At 55.8% G+C, this 20235-nt stretch carries 16 protein-coding genes and 1 pseudogene; 8 read left to right on the top strand and 9 right to left on the bottom strand.

Features of this window, described 5'->3' with window-relative positions; all coding sequences use genetic code 11:
* Positions 1–579 precede the first annotated feature (579 nt).
* Positions 580–1785 carry a cation diffusion facilitator family transporter gene (locus ENN68_04405; protein HDS45324.1) on the top strand — a complete coding sequence of 402 codons (1206 nt, stop codon included), beginning with the start codon at positions 580–582 and terminating at the stop codon, positions 1783–1785.
* Here ENN68_04405 and zupT read toward each other — a convergent pair.
* Positions 1769–2527 carry a zinc transporter ZupT gene (gene zupT / locus ENN68_04400; GenBank protein HDS45323.1) on the bottom strand — a complete coding sequence of 253 codons (759 nt, stop codon included), beginning with the start codon at positions 2525–2527 and terminating at the stop codon, positions 1769–1771. The two genes, ENN68_04405 and zupT, sit on opposite strands and share 17 nt — an antisense overlap.
* Before the next feature lie 94 nt (positions 2528–2621).
* Between zupT and ENN68_04395 the strand changes: the two genes are divergently transcribed.
* The 4 genes from ENN68_04395 to ENN68_04380 all read left to right on the top strand — a co-directional run bounded on the left by ENN68_04395 (position 2622) and on the right by ENN68_04380 (position 8008).
* The gene (locus ENN68_04395) at positions 2622–3368 is read left to right on the top strand and encodes a SagB/ThcOx family dehydrogenase (protein HDS45322.1); all 747 of its coding nucleotides are present in this window, start codon (positions 2622–2624) and stop codon (positions 3366–3368) included.
* An 88-nt stretch (positions 3369–3456) separates the two neighbouring features.
* Positions 3457–4092, top strand: coding sequence for a DUF1122 domain-containing protein (locus ENN68_04390; GenBank protein HDS45321.1), 636 nt, complete (start codon positions 3457–3459; stop codon positions 4090–4092).
* A gap of 257 nt (positions 4093–4349) precedes the next feature.
* A complete protein-coding gene (locus ENN68_04385) occupies positions 4350–5228 on the top strand; it encodes a hypothetical protein (protein HDS45320.1) in 879 nt (292 codons plus the stop codon).
* 101 nt (positions 5229–5329) lie between these two features.
* Positions 5330–8008, top strand: coding sequence for a PKD domain-containing protein (locus ENN68_04380; protein HDS45319.1), 2679 nt, complete (start codon positions 5330–5332; stop codon positions 8006–8008).
* A 312-nt stretch (positions 8009–8320) separates the two neighbouring features.
* Here ENN68_04380 and ENN68_04375 read toward each other — a convergent pair whose 3' ends face one another.
* Complete coding sequence (locus ENN68_04375) at positions 8321–8794, bottom strand: DUF2124 domain-containing protein (GenBank protein ID HDS45318.1); 474 nt, start codon at positions 8792–8794, stop codon at positions 8321–8323.
* A gap of 154 nt (positions 8795–8948) precedes the next feature.
* On the opposite strand from ENN68_04375, the gene ENN68_04370 reads away from it, so the two are divergent.
* Entirely contained in the window at positions 8949–10478 is a 1530-nt protein-coding gene (locus ENN68_04370; GenBank protein ID HDS45317.1) for a 2-isopropylmalate synthase, read from the top strand.
* A 16-nt stretch (positions 10479–10494) separates the two neighbouring features.
* Here the strand turns inward: ENN68_04370 and ENN68_04365 are convergent.
* Both ENN68_04365 and ENN68_04360 read right to left on the bottom strand, forming a co-directional pair.
* Positions 10495–11590 (bottom strand): annotated as a pseudogene (locus ENN68_04365) (IS630 family transposase).
* Between the two features lie 143 nt (positions 11591–11733).
* Positions 11734–12198, bottom strand: a complete 465-nt coding sequence (locus ENN68_04360; protein ID HDS45316.1) for a hypothetical protein — start codon at positions 12196–12198, stop codon at positions 11734–11736.
* A 245-nt stretch (positions 12199–12443) separates the two neighbouring features.
* On the opposite strand from ENN68_04360, the gene ENN68_04355 reads away from it, so the two are divergent.
* Positions 12444–13586 carry an isocitrate/isopropylmalate dehydrogenase family protein gene (locus tag ENN68_04355; GenBank protein HDS45315.1) on the top strand — a complete coding sequence of 381 codons (1143 nt, stop codon included), beginning with the start codon at positions 12444–12446 and terminating at the stop codon, positions 13584–13586.
* A gap of 145 nt (positions 13587–13731) precedes the next feature.
* Here ENN68_04355 and ENN68_04350 read toward each other — a convergent pair whose 3' ends face one another.
* The 3 genes from ENN68_04350 to ENN68_04340 form a co-directional block, all read right to left on the bottom strand.
* Positions 13732–14142, bottom strand: a complete 411-nt coding sequence (locus ENN68_04350; GenBank protein ID HDS45314.1) for a hypothetical protein — start codon at positions 14140–14142, stop codon at positions 13732–13734.
* Positions 14143–14344: 202 nt separating this feature from the next.
* The gene (locus ENN68_04345; protein ID HDS45313.1) at positions 14345–14959 is read right to left on the bottom strand and encodes an acylphosphatase; all 615 of its coding nucleotides are present in this window, start codon (positions 14957–14959) and stop codon (positions 14345–14347) included.
* A 226-nt stretch (positions 14960–15185) separates the two neighbouring features.
* Positions 15186–15368 carry a hypothetical protein gene (locus ENN68_04340; GenBank protein HDS45312.1) on the bottom strand — a complete coding sequence of 61 codons (183 nt, stop codon included), beginning with the start codon at positions 15366–15368 and terminating at the stop codon, positions 15186–15188.
* A gap of 354 nt (positions 15369–15722) precedes the next feature.
* Between ENN68_04340 and ENN68_04335 the strand changes: the two genes are divergently transcribed.
* Positions 15723–17030, top strand: a complete 1308-nt coding sequence (locus ENN68_04335; protein HDS45311.1) for a hypothetical protein — start codon at positions 15723–15725, stop codon at positions 17028–17030.
* A gap of 80 nt (positions 17031–17110) precedes the next feature.
* Here ENN68_04335 and ENN68_04330 read toward each other — a convergent pair whose 3' ends face one another.
* Both ENN68_04330 and ENN68_04325 read right to left on the bottom strand, forming a co-directional pair.
* Entirely contained in the window at positions 17111–17311 is a 201-nt protein-coding gene (locus tag ENN68_04330; GenBank protein HDS45310.1) for a hypothetical protein, read from the bottom strand.
* A 121-nt stretch (positions 17312–17432) separates the two neighbouring features.
* Positions 17433–18761: a hypothetical protein gene (locus ENN68_04325; GenBank protein HDS45309.1), complete on the bottom strand. Its 1329-nt coding sequence runs from the start codon at positions 18759–18761 to the stop codon at positions 17433–17435.
* Between the last annotated feature and the right edge of the window lie 1474 nt (positions 18762–20235).

The following is a 20235-nucleotide window of genomic DNA, read 5'->3' as shown; positions in this document are numbered from 1 at the left end:
TGGCTTCATCACAGCCCGTTACCGGACTGGATGCAGGGTTCAGTTCTGAGGTGGTGGCTAGCCGTTCCTCAGGTTGGACTTTCACCAAACTGGATAGCATGGTCTTTCTCGGCGCACTTTGGTTCTTCTCCAAGTTTAGGAACGAACAGAGGAAATAAAAACCCCGCTAGGCATGCTATTTGGCGAAAATGGGCAACAGGAAAGCGTCTTTTCGCTGTCCCTGAAGGGGTTGGTTTTCACACGTTTTGCCGTAGCTGTCTCCATGGATCTATCAGGAGACAACGTGACCAAAGTGTACGTATACCACTCGAGAATATCGTAGAGATCGTTGCTGAGGTCTCACTCAACCCAAAGTTGCCAGATTCTCGTAAAATCCGCGATCCTGCGGTGGGATGAAACTGGCTCTGATCAGGGATTTCACGACGAGAGAACTTCAATCGTGCGTTTCTTCACCGCTCAATCCTATCCTAAATCGGGAGAAGTGCCCTTTCTTTTTTAATGGTGAAGACGAACCACCTGACAGTTACTCGAATCCTGTAAGCACGTATTTAAGCAGTAATGCCCTAGAGATCGTACACAATGATCCCACAGGAGCGCGATAAGAAAGCTGCTTTACTTTCTATTGTTGTATCGGCCTGTCTGGCAGTTGTCAAATACGGTATTGGCATCATCTCGGGAAGTGTTGCCCTGTTAGCCGATGCAATTCACTCGTTTACCGATATTATCAGTTCATTCGGCGTTTTTATCGGCCTGGTGATCTCAAGTCGCAAGCCTACCGAAGAGTTCCCTTACGGCTTTTATAAGATCGAAAATATAGCCAGCCTGTTCCTTGCGCTCGCGATCTTCTATGCGGGCTATGAGATCATCCTCACGTCGGTTGAGCAGTTTGGAACCGCAATCGTAACCAACCTGGGACCGGCACTCCTGGTGGCACTGCTATCGGTTGCGACCGCGCTGATCTTAAGCAGGTATAAGCTCACGGTCGGCCGCGCGATCAATTCGCCCAGCTTGATCGCGGACGGGCAACACACGCGATCAGATGCCTTATCGTCCGTAGCGGTAGTATGGGGATTGGTGGGCTATTATTTTGGGTTCTCGTCTCTTGATTCGATTGCGGGCATCGTCGTCTCAGTGCTCATCTTCCGGGCGGGCTACGAGATCTTCAAGGACTCGGTCAAGGTCTTGCTGGACGCGTCGATCGATTACGATGCGCTGAACCAGATCCGTGAGATCGTGACGAACAATTGCTGTGTCCGGAAGATCACCTCACTGAAAGCGCGGAGCTCCGGCAAGTTTATTTTCATCGAGCTGAAGGTGGAGACGAACCTTAAGGATCTTGAGCGGGCACATCACCTGAGTGAGCAGCTCGAGACGCAGATCAGGACCGCGGTGCAGCATGTGGACCGCGTGCTCATCCACATGGAGCCCGAGCTCAAGGAATATATCCGCTATGCCGTGCCCTGTACCGATAATAACGGGCTGCGCTCGAAGGTCTCGGCACACTTCGGAGAGGCGGCGTACTTCTGCCTCTTTGATATTCGGACGGCGAAGAACGAGCTGACGAAGCTGGAAATCATCAAGAACCCGTACCGCACGCTGGAGAAGCGGAAAGGCATGAAAGCTGCGGAGCTGCTCGTGAGCCAGCGGATCGACAAGCTGCTCAGTAAGGAGAGCATGGCGGAGAAGAGCGCGTTCTACGTACTGGACGATGCGTCTGTGGAGACAGAGACGACGGACGCGGCGACGGTAGAAGAGATCGTGGCATCGCTCATTCGAAGAGCGTGAGCGCGATCATCATCATGAAGATACCGAGCATGATGCCGATATTAGTGAGGTGCTCGCTACCGTAGCGGTTGGCGATAGGGATGAGCTCATCGAAGCAGATGAAGACCATGATACCCGCGACGAGCGCGATCGCGGCGGCGAGAACGAAGGTATTCAGAACGGGCAGGAGAATGAGTATGGCGAGAATCGCGCCGAGCGGTGCGGTCAGCCCGGCGAGGAACGAGTAGAGGCAGGCCTTTTTACGATTGCCGGTCGCGCAGTAGAGCGGTACGGCACAGGCAACGCCTTCGGGAATGTTATGAAGCGCGATGGCGATGGCGATCGGTATGCCCAGTCTGAGATCGGCCAGAGCGACGAGCGCGACGGTCAGGCCTTCCGGGAAGTTATGCAGCCCGATACCGAGCGTGGTCATGAGCCCACCCCGGTAGAGGCGATCGCAGTGCGCATCGACCTGCCCATCAAGGTGTACGTGCGGGATGAAGCGGTCAAGGCCGTGAATCACGAGCATTCCTATAAGGAAAAAGACATTGGCACGAAAGAGCCCGATGTCCACCTTGGCGCTGCAGAAGAGGTCCACGAATGCCACAAAGATCATGACGCCGGTGGCAAAGCCGAGACTGATCGAAAGATAGCGGTTATCCGGCTTGGGAATGAGGTAGGCAATGAGGCTGCCAATGCCCGTGGCGAGCGCGGCGAGCGTGGTAAGCAGGAGCGCCTGATAGATCCCGAGTGTGGTCACCATGGCGTAGGTATATACGGTGCAGGCGGCTAATAAATGTACGCTCTTTTCCGGAAACAGAGGTGGCATGAGGGCGAAAAGGCGAGGTGAAGGAGTTATGGTGAGTGGAGAAAGGAGTGGCGGTATTGGCGATCGGTTCCAGCAGGAGCTGAAGTATCAACGCGGTCATCTGCCCGCCTGGCAGCTTGATTGGAGACGGAAACCAGAGACGTATAAGGAGTACCCCTCGGCGCCACGGGTGGAGCTCGATGAACCTGATCACGCGGGCGGTGCACCGCTGTGGTCGGTTTTAGAAAAGAGACGAAGTGTGCGGCATTTCAGCACCGGGGAGCCGATGACGAAAGCGGAGCTTTCGCAACTCCTGTGGGCGGCGCAGGGTGTCACGACGGTGCAACAGGGCTATGCGTTCAGAACCGCGCCGTCCGCGGGCGCGCTGTACCCCGTGGAGACGTATATAGTCGTGAACGCCGTTGCGGACGTTAAGCCGGGGGTATATCATTATGCGGTGGCTAGCCACGAGCTGGAGCAACTCCGTACGGGTGATTTCCGCCTGGCTGTTGCACGGGCTGCGCTCGATCAGGAGATGGCGTACCATGCACCGGTGGTCTTCATCTGGACGGCTGTTTTTGCGCGGTCGACGTGGAAGTACCAGCAGCGTGCGTACCGGTACGTGTATTTAGATGCAGGGCATATAGCGCAGAACGTGGCTCTGGCGGCCGTGGGGCTGGGGCTCGGGAGTTGCCAGATCGGTGCGCTCTATGATGAGGACGTGAACGCGCTGGTGGACGTTGACGGTGTGGCCGAGAGCGTGGTGTACCTGACGGTCGTGGGGCGGCCACTCTGACCCGTGCAGGCGAAACGAGCAGGCTGCAGAACCCGGTGGCGGCATAAGAACAGTGCGAGTCGTCAGGTTTTAGGTTGGAGGAACTGAGATGACTGAAGGAGGAGGAGCAGGAGAAACCGCAAATCCGCTCTACGCGTTACAGGGCAGACGGGTGGGTGCGCACACGCTGCAGGTGGGAGCGGTGCAGCCAGGCGCATTCGCGAGCGTATACTCTTTCCGCTTGCAGATCCAGGAGCATACGATCGTAAGCGGGCTCTTTTACGAGGGCAGCAGACACATCAAGCCCTGGCTTGAGCTCGAATATATGCCCCGCTCAGGCGACGAGCGCGATCCAGATGGTGAAGCGCTCTTTCAGCTGCTCGCTGAGCTCATTCCACCCGGCGGGCACCTATCGGTCGCTTATTTGGAGCATAAAATAACAGCACGCGCGCTCATTTCGGGCGTGCCGGCCCCTGCGACGCCGATCGGGTACTTGCTGTGGCGCTGCGGCTGCCGGTGGTATAAGGACTGGTACTTCGCAGAAGGGTGGAAGGAAGGCGGGATCAAGCTGCAGGGCGAGAAGCCCTTGACCGAAGAACGGGCACGCAAAAACACGGTGAAGATCGTGACTGAGCTGACCGCGTATCTGAACAAGGGCGGGTATGCGGAGCCTGAGATCGAAGCGGTGTGTAAGGCGTTAGCACTACAGATTTTGGACCAGGTAGGTGCGGGACAAAGAAGTTGACAGGGGTATGTGAGCAAAGAGCGAAGACCGCCTTAACAACGAACATATCGGTTTCTGCCCTGCGAAAAAATAGCTTCTTAAGCCAGTCCCTTATACTCATAGCATAGTAGTACACTAAAGGAAAAGCGAACGTGATCGCGCGTGAAACGGGTAGGGGAACGAATCGCCGTGGCCACTCTTTCGGAAAGCCAAGAATCAGCTATTCATTCCTCAAAATCCTGACGGGGTCGGATTTATCGCGCCGACGGCTGCCGCTGATGGCTGCGGAAAGCCCCTGCTCCGGCCCCGTCGTCTGGCTCACCGCTTGCGTGCACGGTGATGAAGTCGGCGGTATCGTCGTCATCCAGGAACTGTTCAAAACCGTCCGGAAACGATTGCTGAACGGGAGCATCTACGCGTTTCCACTGATGAATCCACTGGGCTTTGAAACCGCGTCGCGCGACATTATTCTGAGCAAGGAGGATCTCAACCGCTCCTTCCCCGGCAATAAAAACGGCTCACTTGCAGAGCGAATTGCTGACAAAACCTTCAGCACTATCGCCCAAACGAATCCTGCGCTCGTTCTGGATCTCCATAACGATTGGCGAAGATCGATCCCTCATGCGTTACTCGACCCGTGCCCGCGCACCCTCGCGGGGACCGCCTATGCAACAACGCAGTATTTCAGTGAGAAAACCGGGCTACTGGTTATACGCGATACCGAGGAGTTGAAGCGATCACTCTCTTATAGCCTCCTCCAGCATGATATTCCCGCAATGACGCTCGAATTGGGTGAGTCCTATGTGGTGAACGAGCGAAACATAGAGTTCGGTGTGTACTCGATCGTCAATATCCTCGCTGATCTCGGGATGGTTTCGCCGCTGGAAAAGCCGTTCCACTATCCCGTGCCCGAGCTTGTGCGAGGTGAGATCCTGAACTACTCCCAGCTGCCGCTGAGCTCAACCAGTGGTATCATCCGATTTCTGGCCAAACCGGGCGATCTGGTCACCCGAGGCCAGGCCGTCGCGAAAATTTATAATACGTTCGGTAAGTTACAGGAGACGATTCGTGCGCTGAATGACGGTATCGTTCTCGGCCATGCGGATTTTTCGGTCGCATTCCCCGGCGTACCCGTCATTGCCTTCGGGGTGCTTTAAGTGCCGCTTCACCAGCCCAGCAACTTGACCGCCGCACGGCACGGCAAGAGCAATGCTTTTATTGGTAATCGGCCAACCGTAGCTTGAAGGTGTATATATGTATGATGACTAAAGATGAACAAAACGAGAAGATTATGGTAGGGGCCAAGAGCATAGCACTACTGAGCATGATACTTTTATTGGCCAGTACTTCAGCGGTCACGGCACAGCAGCCAGATACCGTTATTGTAACGGTTATTTCGTCGGATGCGACTGGAATGACGCTCAAAATCGATTTCCCGGCGTTTCAGTCAAGTCAGGTTCGGGTAGGAGACCATCTATTCGATGTTCTGGAGCTACCCGGGTGCGGCAAGACCAACGAACTCGGCAATACCGCGCTCCCGAGGTACGGCATGATGGTCGCTCTCGAGCAGCTTCCGGCTGGGTATTGGGTTACCGCATACGTTCAGGATAGCACGTCACTAAATTTGAGCGATTATTTCGTCTACCCGGTACAGGAACCGGGCGAGGATCAGCTGGAGCGTACCTATCCGCCCTTCCCTACGCCGGAATTCACGATGGATGAGACGTTCTATAACACCAGCCAGTTTTATCCCGACCCGTTGATCGAATACGGACCCATCGGGACACTGCGTGAGCTGAAGATACTCCCCGTGCTCGTTGCCGCCTTCCAGCATAATCCGGTTACGGGTGAGCTCATTGTTTATTCCTCGATTACCGTGCGAATCGATTACCAGGGAGAATTGCGGATGGCGACGAGACCAGGAGCATCGTCCTCGGATTCCGGCTATTTCGAAGGCATGTATTCGACGCTGGTCGGCTATGTGCCGTCACCAGACCTGGTAACAGGAGTTGATGCCGGTGCCGGTGCGGTACTAGCTACAGGTACACCGCTCGGCACTGGTGGCAACGGCGGCTGTGACTTCCTCATCATTACCGATCCCGAGCTGGAGCCCGCGGCGGATAACCTGTCTGCACGGCGGAACGCGCAAGGAATCAGCACGCTCGTCGTGAATACTACCGTAACAGGCACCACCGCCGAGCAGATCAAGGCGTACATTCAAACTGCGTACGATACCTGGAGTCCTCGTCCCTCGTTCTTGCTGCTGCTCGGTGAGGCAAACCATATCCCGCCGTTCTATAAAACCGTACACCTGAGCGTTTACTACCCCACGGGTCACCGCACCGGAACGGATCTTTACTACGCCATATTGAATGGACCCGAGGCGGCAGCACCATATTACCAGGAATACTGGACGCCCGACCTCTTCTACGGACGCATCTCTGTGGAAAACCTGCCAGAAGCGAATACGGTGATCGCTAAGATCTTTGCGTACGAGGATAATCAGTGGCTCTGCGGGGAGAACAAGGCTGCAGTCTGCGGCTTTTTCCAGGACGGCGAGACATGGATAGCGGGGGATGAAGACGGCTTCGAGGACCGGCGATTCATTCTGACATCAGAAGAGATTCGTGACTACCTCATCGGCGAGGGCTTTGTGGTTGATCGGCTGTATACAACGGAAGCTCATGTGGATCCCACCAATTACAACAACGGCGACTATGATCTGGGCCTTCCGCTGCCCGCGGCCCTTCTGCGACCCGCTTACCCGTGGAACGCCGGTACTGCGGATATTACCACCGCGATAAACGACGGCCGGTTCGTTGTCTTCCACCGTGACCACGGTGGCTCGCTGAATCGGCCCAGTTCCCCCGTCGAGGGCTGGGGTGATCCTGAGTTTGAGGCGTCCGATGTTCCGAGCCTCACCAATGAGGCGTATTACACGATCATCTTCTCGATCAACTGCGAGACGGGCTGGTTTGACGGCGAGACTGATGACGACTATACAGCTAGAAATTTCGACTGTCTCTGCGAGGCATTTTTACGTCAGCAGGATGGCGGAGCCGCAGGCGTATTCGGTGCTACGCGGATCAGCACGAGCGGCTGGAACGACGACCTTGCAAAAGGCTTCGTGGACGCTATCTGGCCGAACTTCGATCCCGTGCACGGGTCGGCGACCCCGCTGCTCAGGGCAGGCGAGATCCTGAATTACGGACGCCAGTACATGTACACGCACGACGGCTGGCCCTGGGACGTTAAGAAGCGGCAGTACGAGCTCTTCCACTACTTCGGCGACCCCACCATGGCGTTCAAGATCCCCACGTATGAGCCCCCGCAGATCCTGGTGGGCGGGCCTTATGCGGGCGATGAGAACGAAACGATCGAATTCACTGTTTCCGTTTCGGTTGCCTGCAGCCCAATCGTCAGCTACGAATGGGATTTCGACACCGATAGTATCTTCGAAGTGAACAGCACCACAGGGACGATAAACCATACGTGGTGCGACAACGGCATTTATCCCGTAACGCTGCGCGTCACCGACGAGGAAGGCTTCAGCAGCACCGTGAACATCTCGGTGAATATCAGTAACATCGCGCCAACCGTCACTGCCGGTCCGGACCTCATCACCGACGCATACAAACCCGTGACGTTCAACGGCAGCTTTATCGATCCCGGCTGTGACAACTGGACCTTCGAGTGGGACTTCGGCGACGGAAACTCAATCACCGGGACATTGACGCCAACACACGTCTATTCTCAGCCCCAGATCTACACGGTCAACCTCACGGTAAGGGACGATGACGGGGGTGTTGGGTATGATACGCTCACTGTGACCGTGTACAGTTCGGTGCCGGCAACGACCCCACCGGGGTTGGTGGTACTCTCTGGTCTACTCGCTGCATTCGCCGTGGTAACTCTGAGCAGGACGAAGAGGCACTAACATAAGCCAGCCGCTTCTTTTAGTTTGCCTTGCGGCTTTCTGCCACTTGTGCGCACGCTCGCACGGGACACACGGATCAAAGCCCGTTCTTAAGCTGTGCCCCCCACCCTTCCTTCGATACCGGTCGGCCCACCCATCTGAGAACGCGCAGGTGCGTGTCACGAGCCTCTTAGCTTACCGTCTTCGCTCACTCACTCACTCACTCGCTCCATCACGCCGAACCGCGGAGCTCACCGCAGTGCTGTGTGTGCACCGGCCGCTCTGTAAGCTAACTAAGCAGCTGCGTACGAAAGCACGTACCGCTACGTCACTTCACTTCACCACGCTCTCCATGGTGGTATCGATGATGACATCGAAGGGTACCTGCTTATCCCAGCCGGCGCGTTCGAAGATGTTCATGAAGCTAACCCCGATAATCTTCGGCTTCGCTTTGCCGGCGAGCTCCGTGATCAGCTTCGTCACCGCCTCGGGTGCGCAGCCGAACTTCGGCATCGCCAGTCCGCCGAGGACCACCACCACATCCGGGTTGTCAGGGTCGGCAGGCTCGTCGAGCACGCTGAACCCCACCTTCGGCACCTCGATGATCTTCCGCGCTTCCTTCGCGTCCGCAACAGGCACATAGATCATCTCAAAGCCCTTGTCACGGACGGTATAGGCGAGCAATTCGATAAAGGGCGTGCAGACCGCAACGGAGCCGGTAAAGACCACCTTCGCACCCGCTTCGACCGCACCGATCTGCTCGCGAAACGCACCGGTAAAGCCTACAATGCCACTCTTCTTCTCCATCTTCACCATCCCTCCACTTGTATTTGGTTATTTGGTCCTTTATAGCTTAATATAGGCGGTATATGCTCTTTAGTTATATCCAGATCTTTTGCAGGCACGGGAGCAGAGAAAGAGAGAGAGAGAGAGCAGGACTGGAGGACAGGTAGATAACAAGATGAGCACAGGAGAACGTGATAGTGCACACGGACCCAGCCGAACGATAGAGATCTTTGATACGACCCTGCGAGATGGTGAGCAGACCCCGGGCATTTCGTTCTCGCTCGAGCAGAAGCGAGCGATCGCGCGGCAGCTGGATAAGCTCGGCGTGGACATCATCGAGGCGGGCTATCCGCTAGCGTCGAAGGATGAGAAGGCGATCGTGCAGGCGATCGTGGCGGAGGGCCTGTCAGCACGAGTCTGCGGGCTCGCGCGTGTCCTGCCGCAGGATATTGACGCGTGCATCGACTGCGGTGTTGATCTGATCCACATCTTCGTGCCATCGTCGCGGATACAGCGTGACCATACCACGCGCATGAGCGAGGCCGCGGTGACGGAGCAGACGTACGCGATGACGCGGTATGTGAAGGATCACGGCTTCGCCTGTATGTTCTCCGCGATGGACGCGACGCGCACAGACCGTGGGTATCTCATTGAGCTCTTCAAGACCGCGGAATCGGCCGGTGCGGACATACTCAACGTCCCGGATACGGTCGGTGTGAGCGAGCCGTTCGCGATCTATGAGCTGGTGGACGCGATCTATCGCGCGGTCCACGTACCCCTCAGCATCCACTGCCATAACGACTTCGGGCTCGGTGTTGCGAACAGTCTGGCGGCCGTGAAGGCCGGTGCGTCACAGGTGCAGGTCTCGATGAACGGCCTGGGTGAGCGTGCGGGCAATGCGGATCTCGTGGAGACCGTCATGGGCCTGAGCGCGATCTACGGGCTCAGAACGAATATCAAGACGGTGTACCTCTTTGAGACGGCGAAGATGGTTGAGCGGTTCTCCGGGGTTCAGATCCCGATAACGAAGCCGATCGTGGGTGAGAATGCCTTCTCGCACGAATCGGGCATTCACGCGCACGGCGTGCTCGAGAAGAGCGAGACCTTCGAGCCGGGCATCATGACACCGGAGATGGTGGGGCACCGGCGGCGGATCGTGCTCGGTAAACATACCGGGCGGCACTCGGTGGAGAAGAAGCTGTCGGAGATCGGGATGTTCCTGCCGCGAGAGCAGGTGGACGATATTCTGGAGCGCGTAAAGGCGCTGAGCGCGGGCGGCAAGAAGGTCACGGATGACGACCTCTTCACGATCGCGGAAGTGGTTACCGGCGAGGTCGCGAAGCACGAGCGCGTGGTGGAGCTCAAGGAGCTCTCGGTAATGACCGGGAATAACCTGATACCGACCGCGTCGTTGAAGGCGATCGTGCGCGGCAAGGAGTGCTGCAGCGCGCAGATGGGCGTTGGCCCTGTGGATGCCGCGTTGAAGGCCCTGCAGGAGGTGATCGGTGACGAGCTGGGTGGCTGCATCGAGCTGAAGGATTTCCGGATCGAAGCGATCACCGGCGGCTCGGACGCGCTCGCAGAGGTCATTGTGGGCGTCAAGAAGGGCGACCGGATCGTGACCGCACGGGGTGCACGGGACGACATCGTGATGGCCTCGATCGAGGCGTATGTGAACGCGGTGAACCGGCTGTTGCAGCGCTAGTGTCATGACCATTTAATCACGGAACATAATACTTAGACAGCTTTTTATCAGCCCTCTCCCGGGTAAACTTCCAGTTGATCTTCTTTTTCTGGTCGTTCCTTCGCGCAGTCCATGCAGCTACTTCCCGGCCAATATCTCCTTGCTCACGATTCGTTCGTCCGTGCATTCGATATCCATCACATTGATCTCGATTTCCGCAGCATTGAGCCAACTTGCATGCTTTGGTGTGTGGTGGACTTCAATCTTGCTCAGAATTCGTTCCGCCTCATCTTTGCTGAACGTCTCATAGAATGCCGTTTCCCTGTGGGTGTTGAGGTTATCGGTGACCAATCTGATGACTTCAACACCCCGGTATTCTTCGTCAACAAGCATCTTCACGAACAATGCATAATCCTCCATAGTTCTTCGTTCAGTGACCTGCGTTACCCGTTTCCCTGCCTTGAATTCGACAGCCATGAAGATGTTTGCTGTACCGTTCCTCACATATTCATAATCATATTTTTCAGGACTTCCCGGAGTCATGGGGATTGCCATTCTCTTCTGCCCGAGAAGCTGCTTCGGTTTCTCATCAAGACAGACGAGAGGCTTTTTGTGATCGTACGGTTCTTCATACAGGTCAAGGACATCGTACATGCACGCTCTGAAGGGCGCATCAATCGTCTGGATGCACCACATCTTTTTCAGCCACGGTTTTGTTTGGCTTTTTTTAAAATGAGCCGAATACTCTCCCGATTTATGGTTTCAAACCCTTCCTTCTTCCTCATTTCTTCGGTGAGCAAGGTAAGCGACCATCTTTTGCGTCCATCGGGCGATTTGGTGCATGCCTGCGCTATAATTTCCGCTTCGTGCCGTTCTGTGTATTTTTTAGGCTGTCCAGACCTTGGTTTCTCTTTAAGGGCACTTTCAAGACCTTCTTCACGATATCTCTTCTTGATCCTCCAGATGGTGTTCCTGCCAACACCTAATATCTCTGCTATCTCAGTGTCCCCCTTCTGCTGGTTAGCCAGCAGCAGAATACGTGCTCTGGTTAGCCCTCTTGCACTTTTTCGTCCCTTTTTTATAAAGTTCTTGAGTAACTTTTCCTCGCTCTCTTTAAGCTCAATACCTCCCATGAGTATATCTCATGGTGTTCACTGATTATTAAAGTATTCTAAAATTAAATTGTTCAGACACTAGCCTGCAGATACCTTCCTTTCGGCCTGTACCTCACTCACTGCTCAGAGCTAAACCGAGCCAAGCAGAAGAAGCGAGGACTTTAGCGTTTCTCTCGCCGCTGTATTCCCAGGATAATGAGTGCAGCGAGCATGACGACGAGCACAAGCAGTCCCGGTGTGTTGATAGCAGGTACCTGGGGTCTGAGATATTTCGTTATGTAATAGTCCGCATTGCCGTTCAGTGATACGGTGCACTCCTCACTATATTTCCCAAACACCTCGACCCGGTCACCAGCGGAAAGAGTGGTCTCGAAATATCCCCAGGGGAATGGTGGGGAAATGTACAGTCTCACCTTCACTTCGGTACAGTTCGGGTACGGGCCACTGATCACCTGATCGACCGTTACCATGCACCACTTAGCGCCGGGAAGTGCATGCGGACCATCAGTTATGGTCCCCAGGAACAGGATCTCCTCGCCCGGATCGGCAAGGACGGCAACGGCCGAGCAGAGGATAGTCGCGAGGAGCACGATCGCCAGCGCACTTCCGATTGTCTTCAGGTTCATGAACCGCCCTCCAGATCTATTCATGTTTCATCCTTAACAAGGGTGAGATTCACGAGCTAGTTAAAGCTTTCGAGGTGTGGCGCGTATATTCGGGATGCGCACCACGGAGTTCAACCATTTTTATCTCTGCATAACTGTTAAGGTTAACGAACGAACAGAAGCAGAAGCAGAAGATCGCGATTCTGCGCTCGCACTTGTTTCGGCTGTAAAATGCAGGTAAGAATAGAGGAGCGTGAACGGCGGACATGAGAAACTATAAGATAGCGGTACTGCGTGGCGATGGCATCGGGCCTGAGCTCATAGCAGAAGGGATCAAGGTGCTCGAGGCGGTGTCTGAGCCGGAGGGCTTTGAGCTTGATTGGATCGAGTATCCGCAGGGTGCGGATCATTACCTGGCGACGGGTGAGTTGCTGAGCGAGTCAACGTTGAAGGAGCTGGCAGGGAGTGCGGCGATCTATTTCGGCTGCATTGGCGATCCCCGTCTGGCGCCCGGTATCCTGGAGCAGGGGATACTGCTCGCACTACGGTTCTACTTCGATCAGTACATCAATCTGCGGCCGGTGAAGCTCCTCGAGGGTGTGCGTACGCCGCTGGCGGGCAAAGGGCCCGCGGACATTGATATCAGCGTGGTGCGTGAGAACACGGAGGATTTCTATATCGGTATCGGCGGCCGCGTCAAGGGCACGGGCGCAGGCAGCACGAAGCAGCAGACGCTGGAGATCCTGCGGTCGCTCTATCAGGTCACGTTCGAGCTGGATATCGAGACCGATGCGGATGAGCTCGCTTACCAGATCGGTGTGCTCTCGCGTAAGGGCTGCGAGCGTGTGATGCGGTACGCCTTTGAGCTCGCGCTGGAGCGTGATAAGAAGCTCACGAGCGTGGACAAGGCGAACGTGCTGACGCACTGCTACGGGTTCTGGCGCGAGGTCTTCACGGAGGTCGCGAAGGACTATCCGGATGTTCAGACCGAGTTCAATTTCGTGGATGCGATCACCATGTGGTTCGTGAAGAATCCCGAATGGTATGACGTTGTGGTCGCGCCGAACATGTTTGGCGATATCATTACTGATCTGGGCGCGATGATCCAGGGCGGCCTGGGACTCGCGCCGGGCGGTAACATCAATCCTGAGGGTGTATCCATGTTCGAGCCGATCCACGGCTCCGCGCCGAAGTACAAGGGCAAGAACGTCTCGAACCCGATCGCGACGATCTGGGCCGGTGCGTTGCTGCTGGCGAATATCGGTGAGAAGCGCGCTGCTGATCGCGTGATAGCCGCGATCGAGTCGGTCTTGAGGGACGGCAAGGTGCGCACCTACGATCTTGGCGGCCGCTCGAAGACGACCGAGGTTGGGGACGCGATCGCGCAGCGTATCAGGGCACAGGAGTAGCCTCAGGAAGAGCGGATACTCAGGTGCCTCAGGAAGAGCGGATACTCAAGTGCCTCAGGAAGAGCGGATTCTCAAGTGCCTCAGGAAGAGCGGATACTCAGTGCAGCATCTCGATCGAGCATGATTGACAAAACGGCCATCATGCTTACCTGCAGTCCGAACCGAGCGGGTCAGCCAGCGAGTGAAGCGCTTCGAGCTTACGCAACTCGCGTCTGCGGAACCCGATAAAGAGCCCGGTGGCCTTGCCGCCCACGCAGGTCTTGGTCTTCAGACCCTGCGGCAGCACGGTCGTGAGTTGCGGGCTGAGGACCTTTACGGTATCGTTACCCTCGGTTCTGATCAGTATGCCGTCCGCGATGCCGATGATCCAGCAGAAGGTGCGTGCCTTTGGTGGTATCAGGCCGGCGAGTCCGGGATGCTCGAGATCGAGATGCGTCACGGTCGCGCGTGCATAGCCTTTCAGATGGAGGTAGACGCGTGCGCCGGTTAACTCCTCGGCGTTCAGGACTACGGTCGCCTCAAGCGGTACTTTGCCTGCTGGTGTTGGTATGGTCATGTCAGGTCACGGGTAGTACGGGAGTAGCCGGTTGCCGTTGCAGAGAAGCGTAAAGAAGCTCCCGGGGTTCGACAGCCAGGGTTCAATGTGCTCCTATTACCGCGCTCGTCACATTTTTTTATCGAACTACAACCAACGTATTCGCCCTCTTTCTCTGCATGCAGCAGCGGTAATCCGAGTTACGGCGTACCCTAGCTCGCGATCATGACATACCCAATCTCGCCTTGATCTCGCTGATCTCACGGTAGATGGTGGTGAAGTGTCTATCCATAAAGGACTTCAGATCTTCCCGTAGCGAGCGTATCTCACCGGTCGTTTCGTCTTGTTTATCGAGCATATGATCCTGTTTATCGAGCATATGATCCTGTTTCTCGATCATGATGTCTTGTTTATCGAGCATGTGATCCTGTTTCTCGAGCATGTGATCCTGTTTCTCGAGCATCTTCCGGCCGATCGCGACGGATTCTTCACCCAACGCCACGGATCGGACGAGCATGGCATTCGCAACATCCATGCGCTCACCCAGCTCCTCCGCCATATCGCCGCGCTTGATCGCGAAGTACGCGAATTCGCCCGTAGCAGGCTCAAACCGGACCTCGAGCTCGTCCACCGCGATGGGGTGCTTCTTGATCTTGATCTGCTCAACCAGCGCGTCAATGGATGATCGTTCACCCTCGCACACAATCCGCACGTCGTAGGGTAGAGCTTTCTCGACGAAGCCCGTGAGCTGCAGCTTTCGCGCGGCACGCTCCACCACGTCCCGGTAGCCGACCCGCTGTACCTCGCCGCGGGCAATGATCTCCGCTCGTTCCCGCATCGCCTTTACTTTCCCCAAGTCGTAACATGTTAAAAACAGTTGCGTTAGCTCGTACGCAGGATGGACAGGTTAGCCATGACTATCTTTACCGCACCCAATCTGCATCAAAAGGGGCAAAAGCGTCGCTATCACCGTCTTTGCACGCGAAGGTGGATAGAGAAGCATTCGTAACAGAACGTTCCGCCTCACATAAATAAATCCCGTGGGGTACCTGATCGCGTTCTCGCTAAGGCGCATGTTCCGAATCCTGGTCACTCTTAACCCGGTCGTGCCGCCGCCTAATCCCGGCCAATATAGCGTTAAACACGTCGAGCCGTTCGTCCAGCTCCTCCGCCAGGTCGCTGCGCTTGATCTCGAAGTACTCGAATTCGCCGGTTGGGGGCTCGAAGTGGATCTCGAGTTGCTCCACGCCGTCACGGGCGTCCGGTTTGTGGATTAGATTATGCTCACTTTTACTGTATTGGAATGACTGGACCGCGGATCCTGCAGGATTCCAGGCTGCGAAGACTCCAGCATACGTTTCTTCACATTTATTTCTATCCTATTCTATTCCTCTCGTATCCTATCCCCTCCGCGATCTCGGACGTGCGAACCAGAGTTTCCAGTGGAAACGCACCCTCAAGCTTTATATAATGTACTATAAGTAAGAATCTAAGGTAAGTACCTGCGGTAGCGGGATGCCCGCCCTACTGCTCGGGCCTGGTAGCACGTCAGCGGTGCTCTCGGGATACTTAGATACAGCAGCTGGAGGAGGTGAAACGCTATGAAGAACGTACTATTCGTTGCACTACTGGCACTGGGTCTCGCGCTCGGGACCGTGATCGTCGGTGCTGATGCGGGTGAGATCGAACCGATCGACGATTTTAGCGGGATGGATTGGGACTATTGTGCCGACTTCGAAGACGTCACCGGAGGAGGTTGGCCTGGAACGAACTATGACGAAATACTTTGTTCTGGCGACCTACAATTAGCTGAACGCTTCCTTGGGCAAACTCTGTTGTTACCCCACAAAGGCTTTGATGAGCTTTCAGGAACTCCTTTTGACCCACTAGCATTGCAGACAGGAGACCAGTATAAAAGCCTCTGTGTATACAATAGCAGTTTAACGCACAGTAATGCTGTGGCGGGTCTTGGACCGAATATCGGTTGGCCGAACGCTGGTGATATTGGTGAAGGATCAGTCGCCGTTCTGTTCCCGAGTCCACAATCTCGTTTCAAATTTGACATCGTTGGTAAAGGTTCCGTTACAATCCAGTTTTTCAGAGCCGACGGAAGTTTACTTGATACCTGTAACATTCCCACCACCGACCAAAAAACGTATGGCTTCAGATGCACTAGCGAAAATCCGGAAATCAGAGGGTTCTCCATCCACAATATTGCACCTGGTGGAGGACTATTATACGACAACATATGTTCTGCTGCCGATACGGTAGATCAGATGATAACCGTGACGAAGGACTACCGCTACGCTGATGTCTGCTTTGAGCAGGACAACGACGGTGATGGTCTCTTCGATGAGGACGATGTTGACTGCCCTGCGGGGACTTACGGTGGTGACGCACTGCCTATGGATGACGAAGACAATTACCTACTTGAAGCGGTCGTCAGCAAGGATGACAAGGTAAGAAGCTACAACCCGGGACAGTACTATGCGGTGTCCACCGTTACGGTTCTCGCGGATGTGGCTACACTGACCATCGAGGATGTATTTTGGGATTGCGCGGACGCGGATATAAGCACTCTCATCCCCAGTCAAGGCGGTGGCTCGGTCGTCATCGTTCAGATTGGACCTGACGACCCTGCTGAAGTAGCCTACCAGATCCTGGACGCCCAATCGGCAGCAGTGACGGTCGACCTCGAAAATGGTACCGCCAAAGTCGAGCTTACCGAAGTAAAAGCTGGCACGACGATACGCATGTATGTTAAGTTCGGGCCCGCACTAAGGGGAGAACTATGGGCAGGTCCCATTAGCTGCGCCAGCACCATGACTGCCCGGGCAACTACCGGTGGTGGTGATTCCGGAGAAACAGCCAGTGCAACGGCAGCGCTCAAGCTCATCATCAAGGCGTAGGGGAGATCAGATACTCGAAACCGTTTACCGGGGAGCCCCGTCGGGGGCTCCTTCTCTCTTTTTTTGTATACGGTGGGTGGTCACTTCGTTACTTTATCGTTCACATTCGTGATTGCACGGGTATCTGCCTTAACCCGATTGCTCGCCGTGCGACCCTCCCGCTGCGAGAGCGCCACACCCATGATGCTCGACGTGTAGCATTCCTCTTCCTGGGCGCCCCGCCGTTTTCGCGGCCTTCGTTCACCTTGCCGTGGCTTCTGCTCTCTTACGGGTTCATTCATGATCTTCATGGTCAGAGAATGCGGCAAACGAGACGGGTTCTTCCCGCGGGTTTTGTTAAAAAAAGGGTTGCGCCCGCCAGTGCCCGACGCCGTGTCGTCACGGCGACCGCGACCAGCGTACTTACGGTGTTATGCGTACCTGAACGGTGGTCTTATCGAGATGCAGCTTGATGTGATCATGGCCGCGAAACACGACCCGCACCGAGCCGTCGGTTTTGGTAAGTTCATAGTCAGATCCAGGCACCAATCCAGAGGAGGTGAGGGCGTTCTTCAGCCCGCTCTGCCAGGCCTGCGTATAGTTCGTCGTGATGTTTAGCGTTAGACTGGGATAACGGAATGGATCGGCGATGAGTTCGTAGTCCTCACGGTATATTTTTATGATGGTTGTTGATGGGCCACGGGACACACGGTCAGGAGGTACCGGGGGCCCGGTCAGGTCATAGAGCGAGACGCGTATTTCGGTAGTGCCCTCTGTTTTAGCGGCCGAGATGCTGAAATTCCCGAGCGTGAAGTTCCCTTCCCGCTGGCTCTTGATCACCGCACCATTTCCGTAGATGAGCAGGTGGTCCGGCAGATAGAAATAGGTGCTCGTGAAGCTGATAGCGCCCGAAGAGCGCGCGAGGACAACGCCGTCTGCGGGAGAGGAGTAAGCGATGCTCACAGTGAATAAGGTGGGCGTTAGATCGGGGTCCCAGGTGCTGAGCTCTGCGCGATACTGGACATACTGATGCCCGGGTGAGACCGATGCGATTTCACTGAGGTCCTGTGTATTAGGGCCGTCTCCTGATTCGATCGCCGGGCAGTCACTCCAGTTCTTAGCATGCGTCATAGTCGGGAACATATCAGTCCTCACCCTGAGAACAATGCGCGTGTCTCTCGGAAGACTGGTGTTCCATTCGAGGTTCTCGTAGACCGTGCTCGCACTTCCCGTATCGTAACCGATCTGGCCCGTTGTAGCAGTCAGGTTCGATTCCATGTAGCCACGAAGATGTGGCGGCCCGTCGAGCACGATGGTGCCTGCCATGCGGACGACTTTGAAGCCGGTTGTATTGGTGAACTCCTCATCCGTCCACACCGCAGAAGAGCCCGTGCCACTTTCAGTGACGCTTAGGGTCACCTGCTCAGAGGTAGGTGAGAAGCTGATCGTCCCGGATGATCCATGGATGCGCGCGATAAGCGACTCTTTCGCGGGGCCCATGCGGATAGGCACGGAGAGTGAGGCGCCGGTTGATGCGGAAGCACCCAGAGCGGTTATGCTGGTGCAGAGCGTGCTGAAATCAGCGGCGACCTCATCGGCGTGCTGATACTCGCTCGCTTTGGTCTCGATCGGCGCGTTGGTGGAGATATAGATAAAGGTCGCGGTAAGCACGATCCCGGTGATGAGGAGAGCGCCCACGGCGAACGCCTGGGCAGCTTCGGTTCCCGGTACCGATCGTTCTCGCAGGTTCATCTCGCTATCTCTTCTCGCTCAGTGCGGCTCCTTCTTTCGGGTCAGCTCTTTATCTCGACTTCCGCACGGGAGCGTTTCAACCACAGGTTCACGGGCCTGGTCTCGTTCCCGTAGAAGACGACCCGAAGCGCGTTTCCTGCGGTCGTGATAGTGTACTGCCCGGGTTCAGTGCCCGGGGGTATTCCCGCTTCGCCACAGGTCGCGTTGAACCAGTGCTCCCAGGCGTGGGGATAGCTGGTCGTGATCTGCAGGGTGATATTTTCGAAGTTCAGGGAGTTGGTGAGCAGGGTCTCCTCCTGGTATGAGGCGGCCACGGTGGCGCGGAGACGGCCACTGAGCGATCTCTTCGTGCCCGTAAGGGCGATTGCATTGATCTGGAGCGATATACCCGGGCCATTGGTACCCACAAAGAGTGGCGGTGCGAAGAGCATAAAGTCACCACCGTCCTGCGCCCTGATCGTGCCGCCCTGCGTGTGGACGAGTTGATAGTTCGAGAAATAGAGGTACTGGCTCTTGAAGTCCAGATGCCCGGCTGACGTAACGAGCACCGGTCTATTGCCATATTCATAGCTGATAGTGACCCAGTTGAGCAGGGGCGTGATGCGCGGATCGAGGGTGAGCAGTTCAGCGCGCCACTGAATATACCGGTGCCCGTCGGAGACCACCGGGAGGTCGGAGATGTCCTGTCCGTTAAGAACGGGCGGGCAGTCCTCCCAGGGCACGGCATCGCGCAGGTCAGGATACATCGAGGTGCGGACCTTCACGACGATATCAGTATCCCGGGGAAGGTCAGCCCGGTAGGTCAGATTCCCGTAGCGGATGAGGGTGCTGCTCGTATCGTAGCCCGTAGAGACGAGATACCCGGTGCTATAGTACAGGATACTGGGGAAATAGCGGGCTTGAGCGACCACGGGCGATCCGGGGGTGCCGTTCTCCCCGGGATCCGCCCCGCTTTTACCACTGGCACCACCCACGCCGTAGCTCACATTGATATGGTTCGTTTTGACGTTACTGTGACCGGGAACGATGCTGCTATCGTAATAGACATGGATCTCACCACCACCGCCACCACCGCCACCGGTTCCTTTATTGCTATTATTACCACCATTACCGCCCACCGCATAGAGCATGCCCGTGACATTGACGGTATTCCCTTTGATGATGATCTGGCCGCCGCTACCGCCGCCACCGCCACCACCAAAAAAGTTTTTATTTGTTTTATTACCCCCTTCTCCATTTGTTCCATTAGCGGAGAGGGTACCCTGCATATCAATGTTCGAAGCGTCTAACTGTATATATCCGCCTCCTGACCCACCATTACCACCTGACGAGAGCACGATCTTCCCATTAGGTTCCTTCCAATCGCCGCCGCCACCACCACCAGAGCCCATCAAATCATCCAAATGCGAGGCACTGCCGCCTGAGCCGGTGTTGTTCCCGCCATCGCCCCCCAAGCCGCCGCAGCCGCCACCAC

It is taken from the genome of Methanomicrobia archaeon (genome assembly GCA_011049045.1).
GTDB lineage: Archaea > Halobacteriota > Syntropharchaeia > Alkanophagales > Methanospirareceae > JACGMN01.
This window is presented reverse-complemented; position numbering and strand designations above follow the sequence as displayed.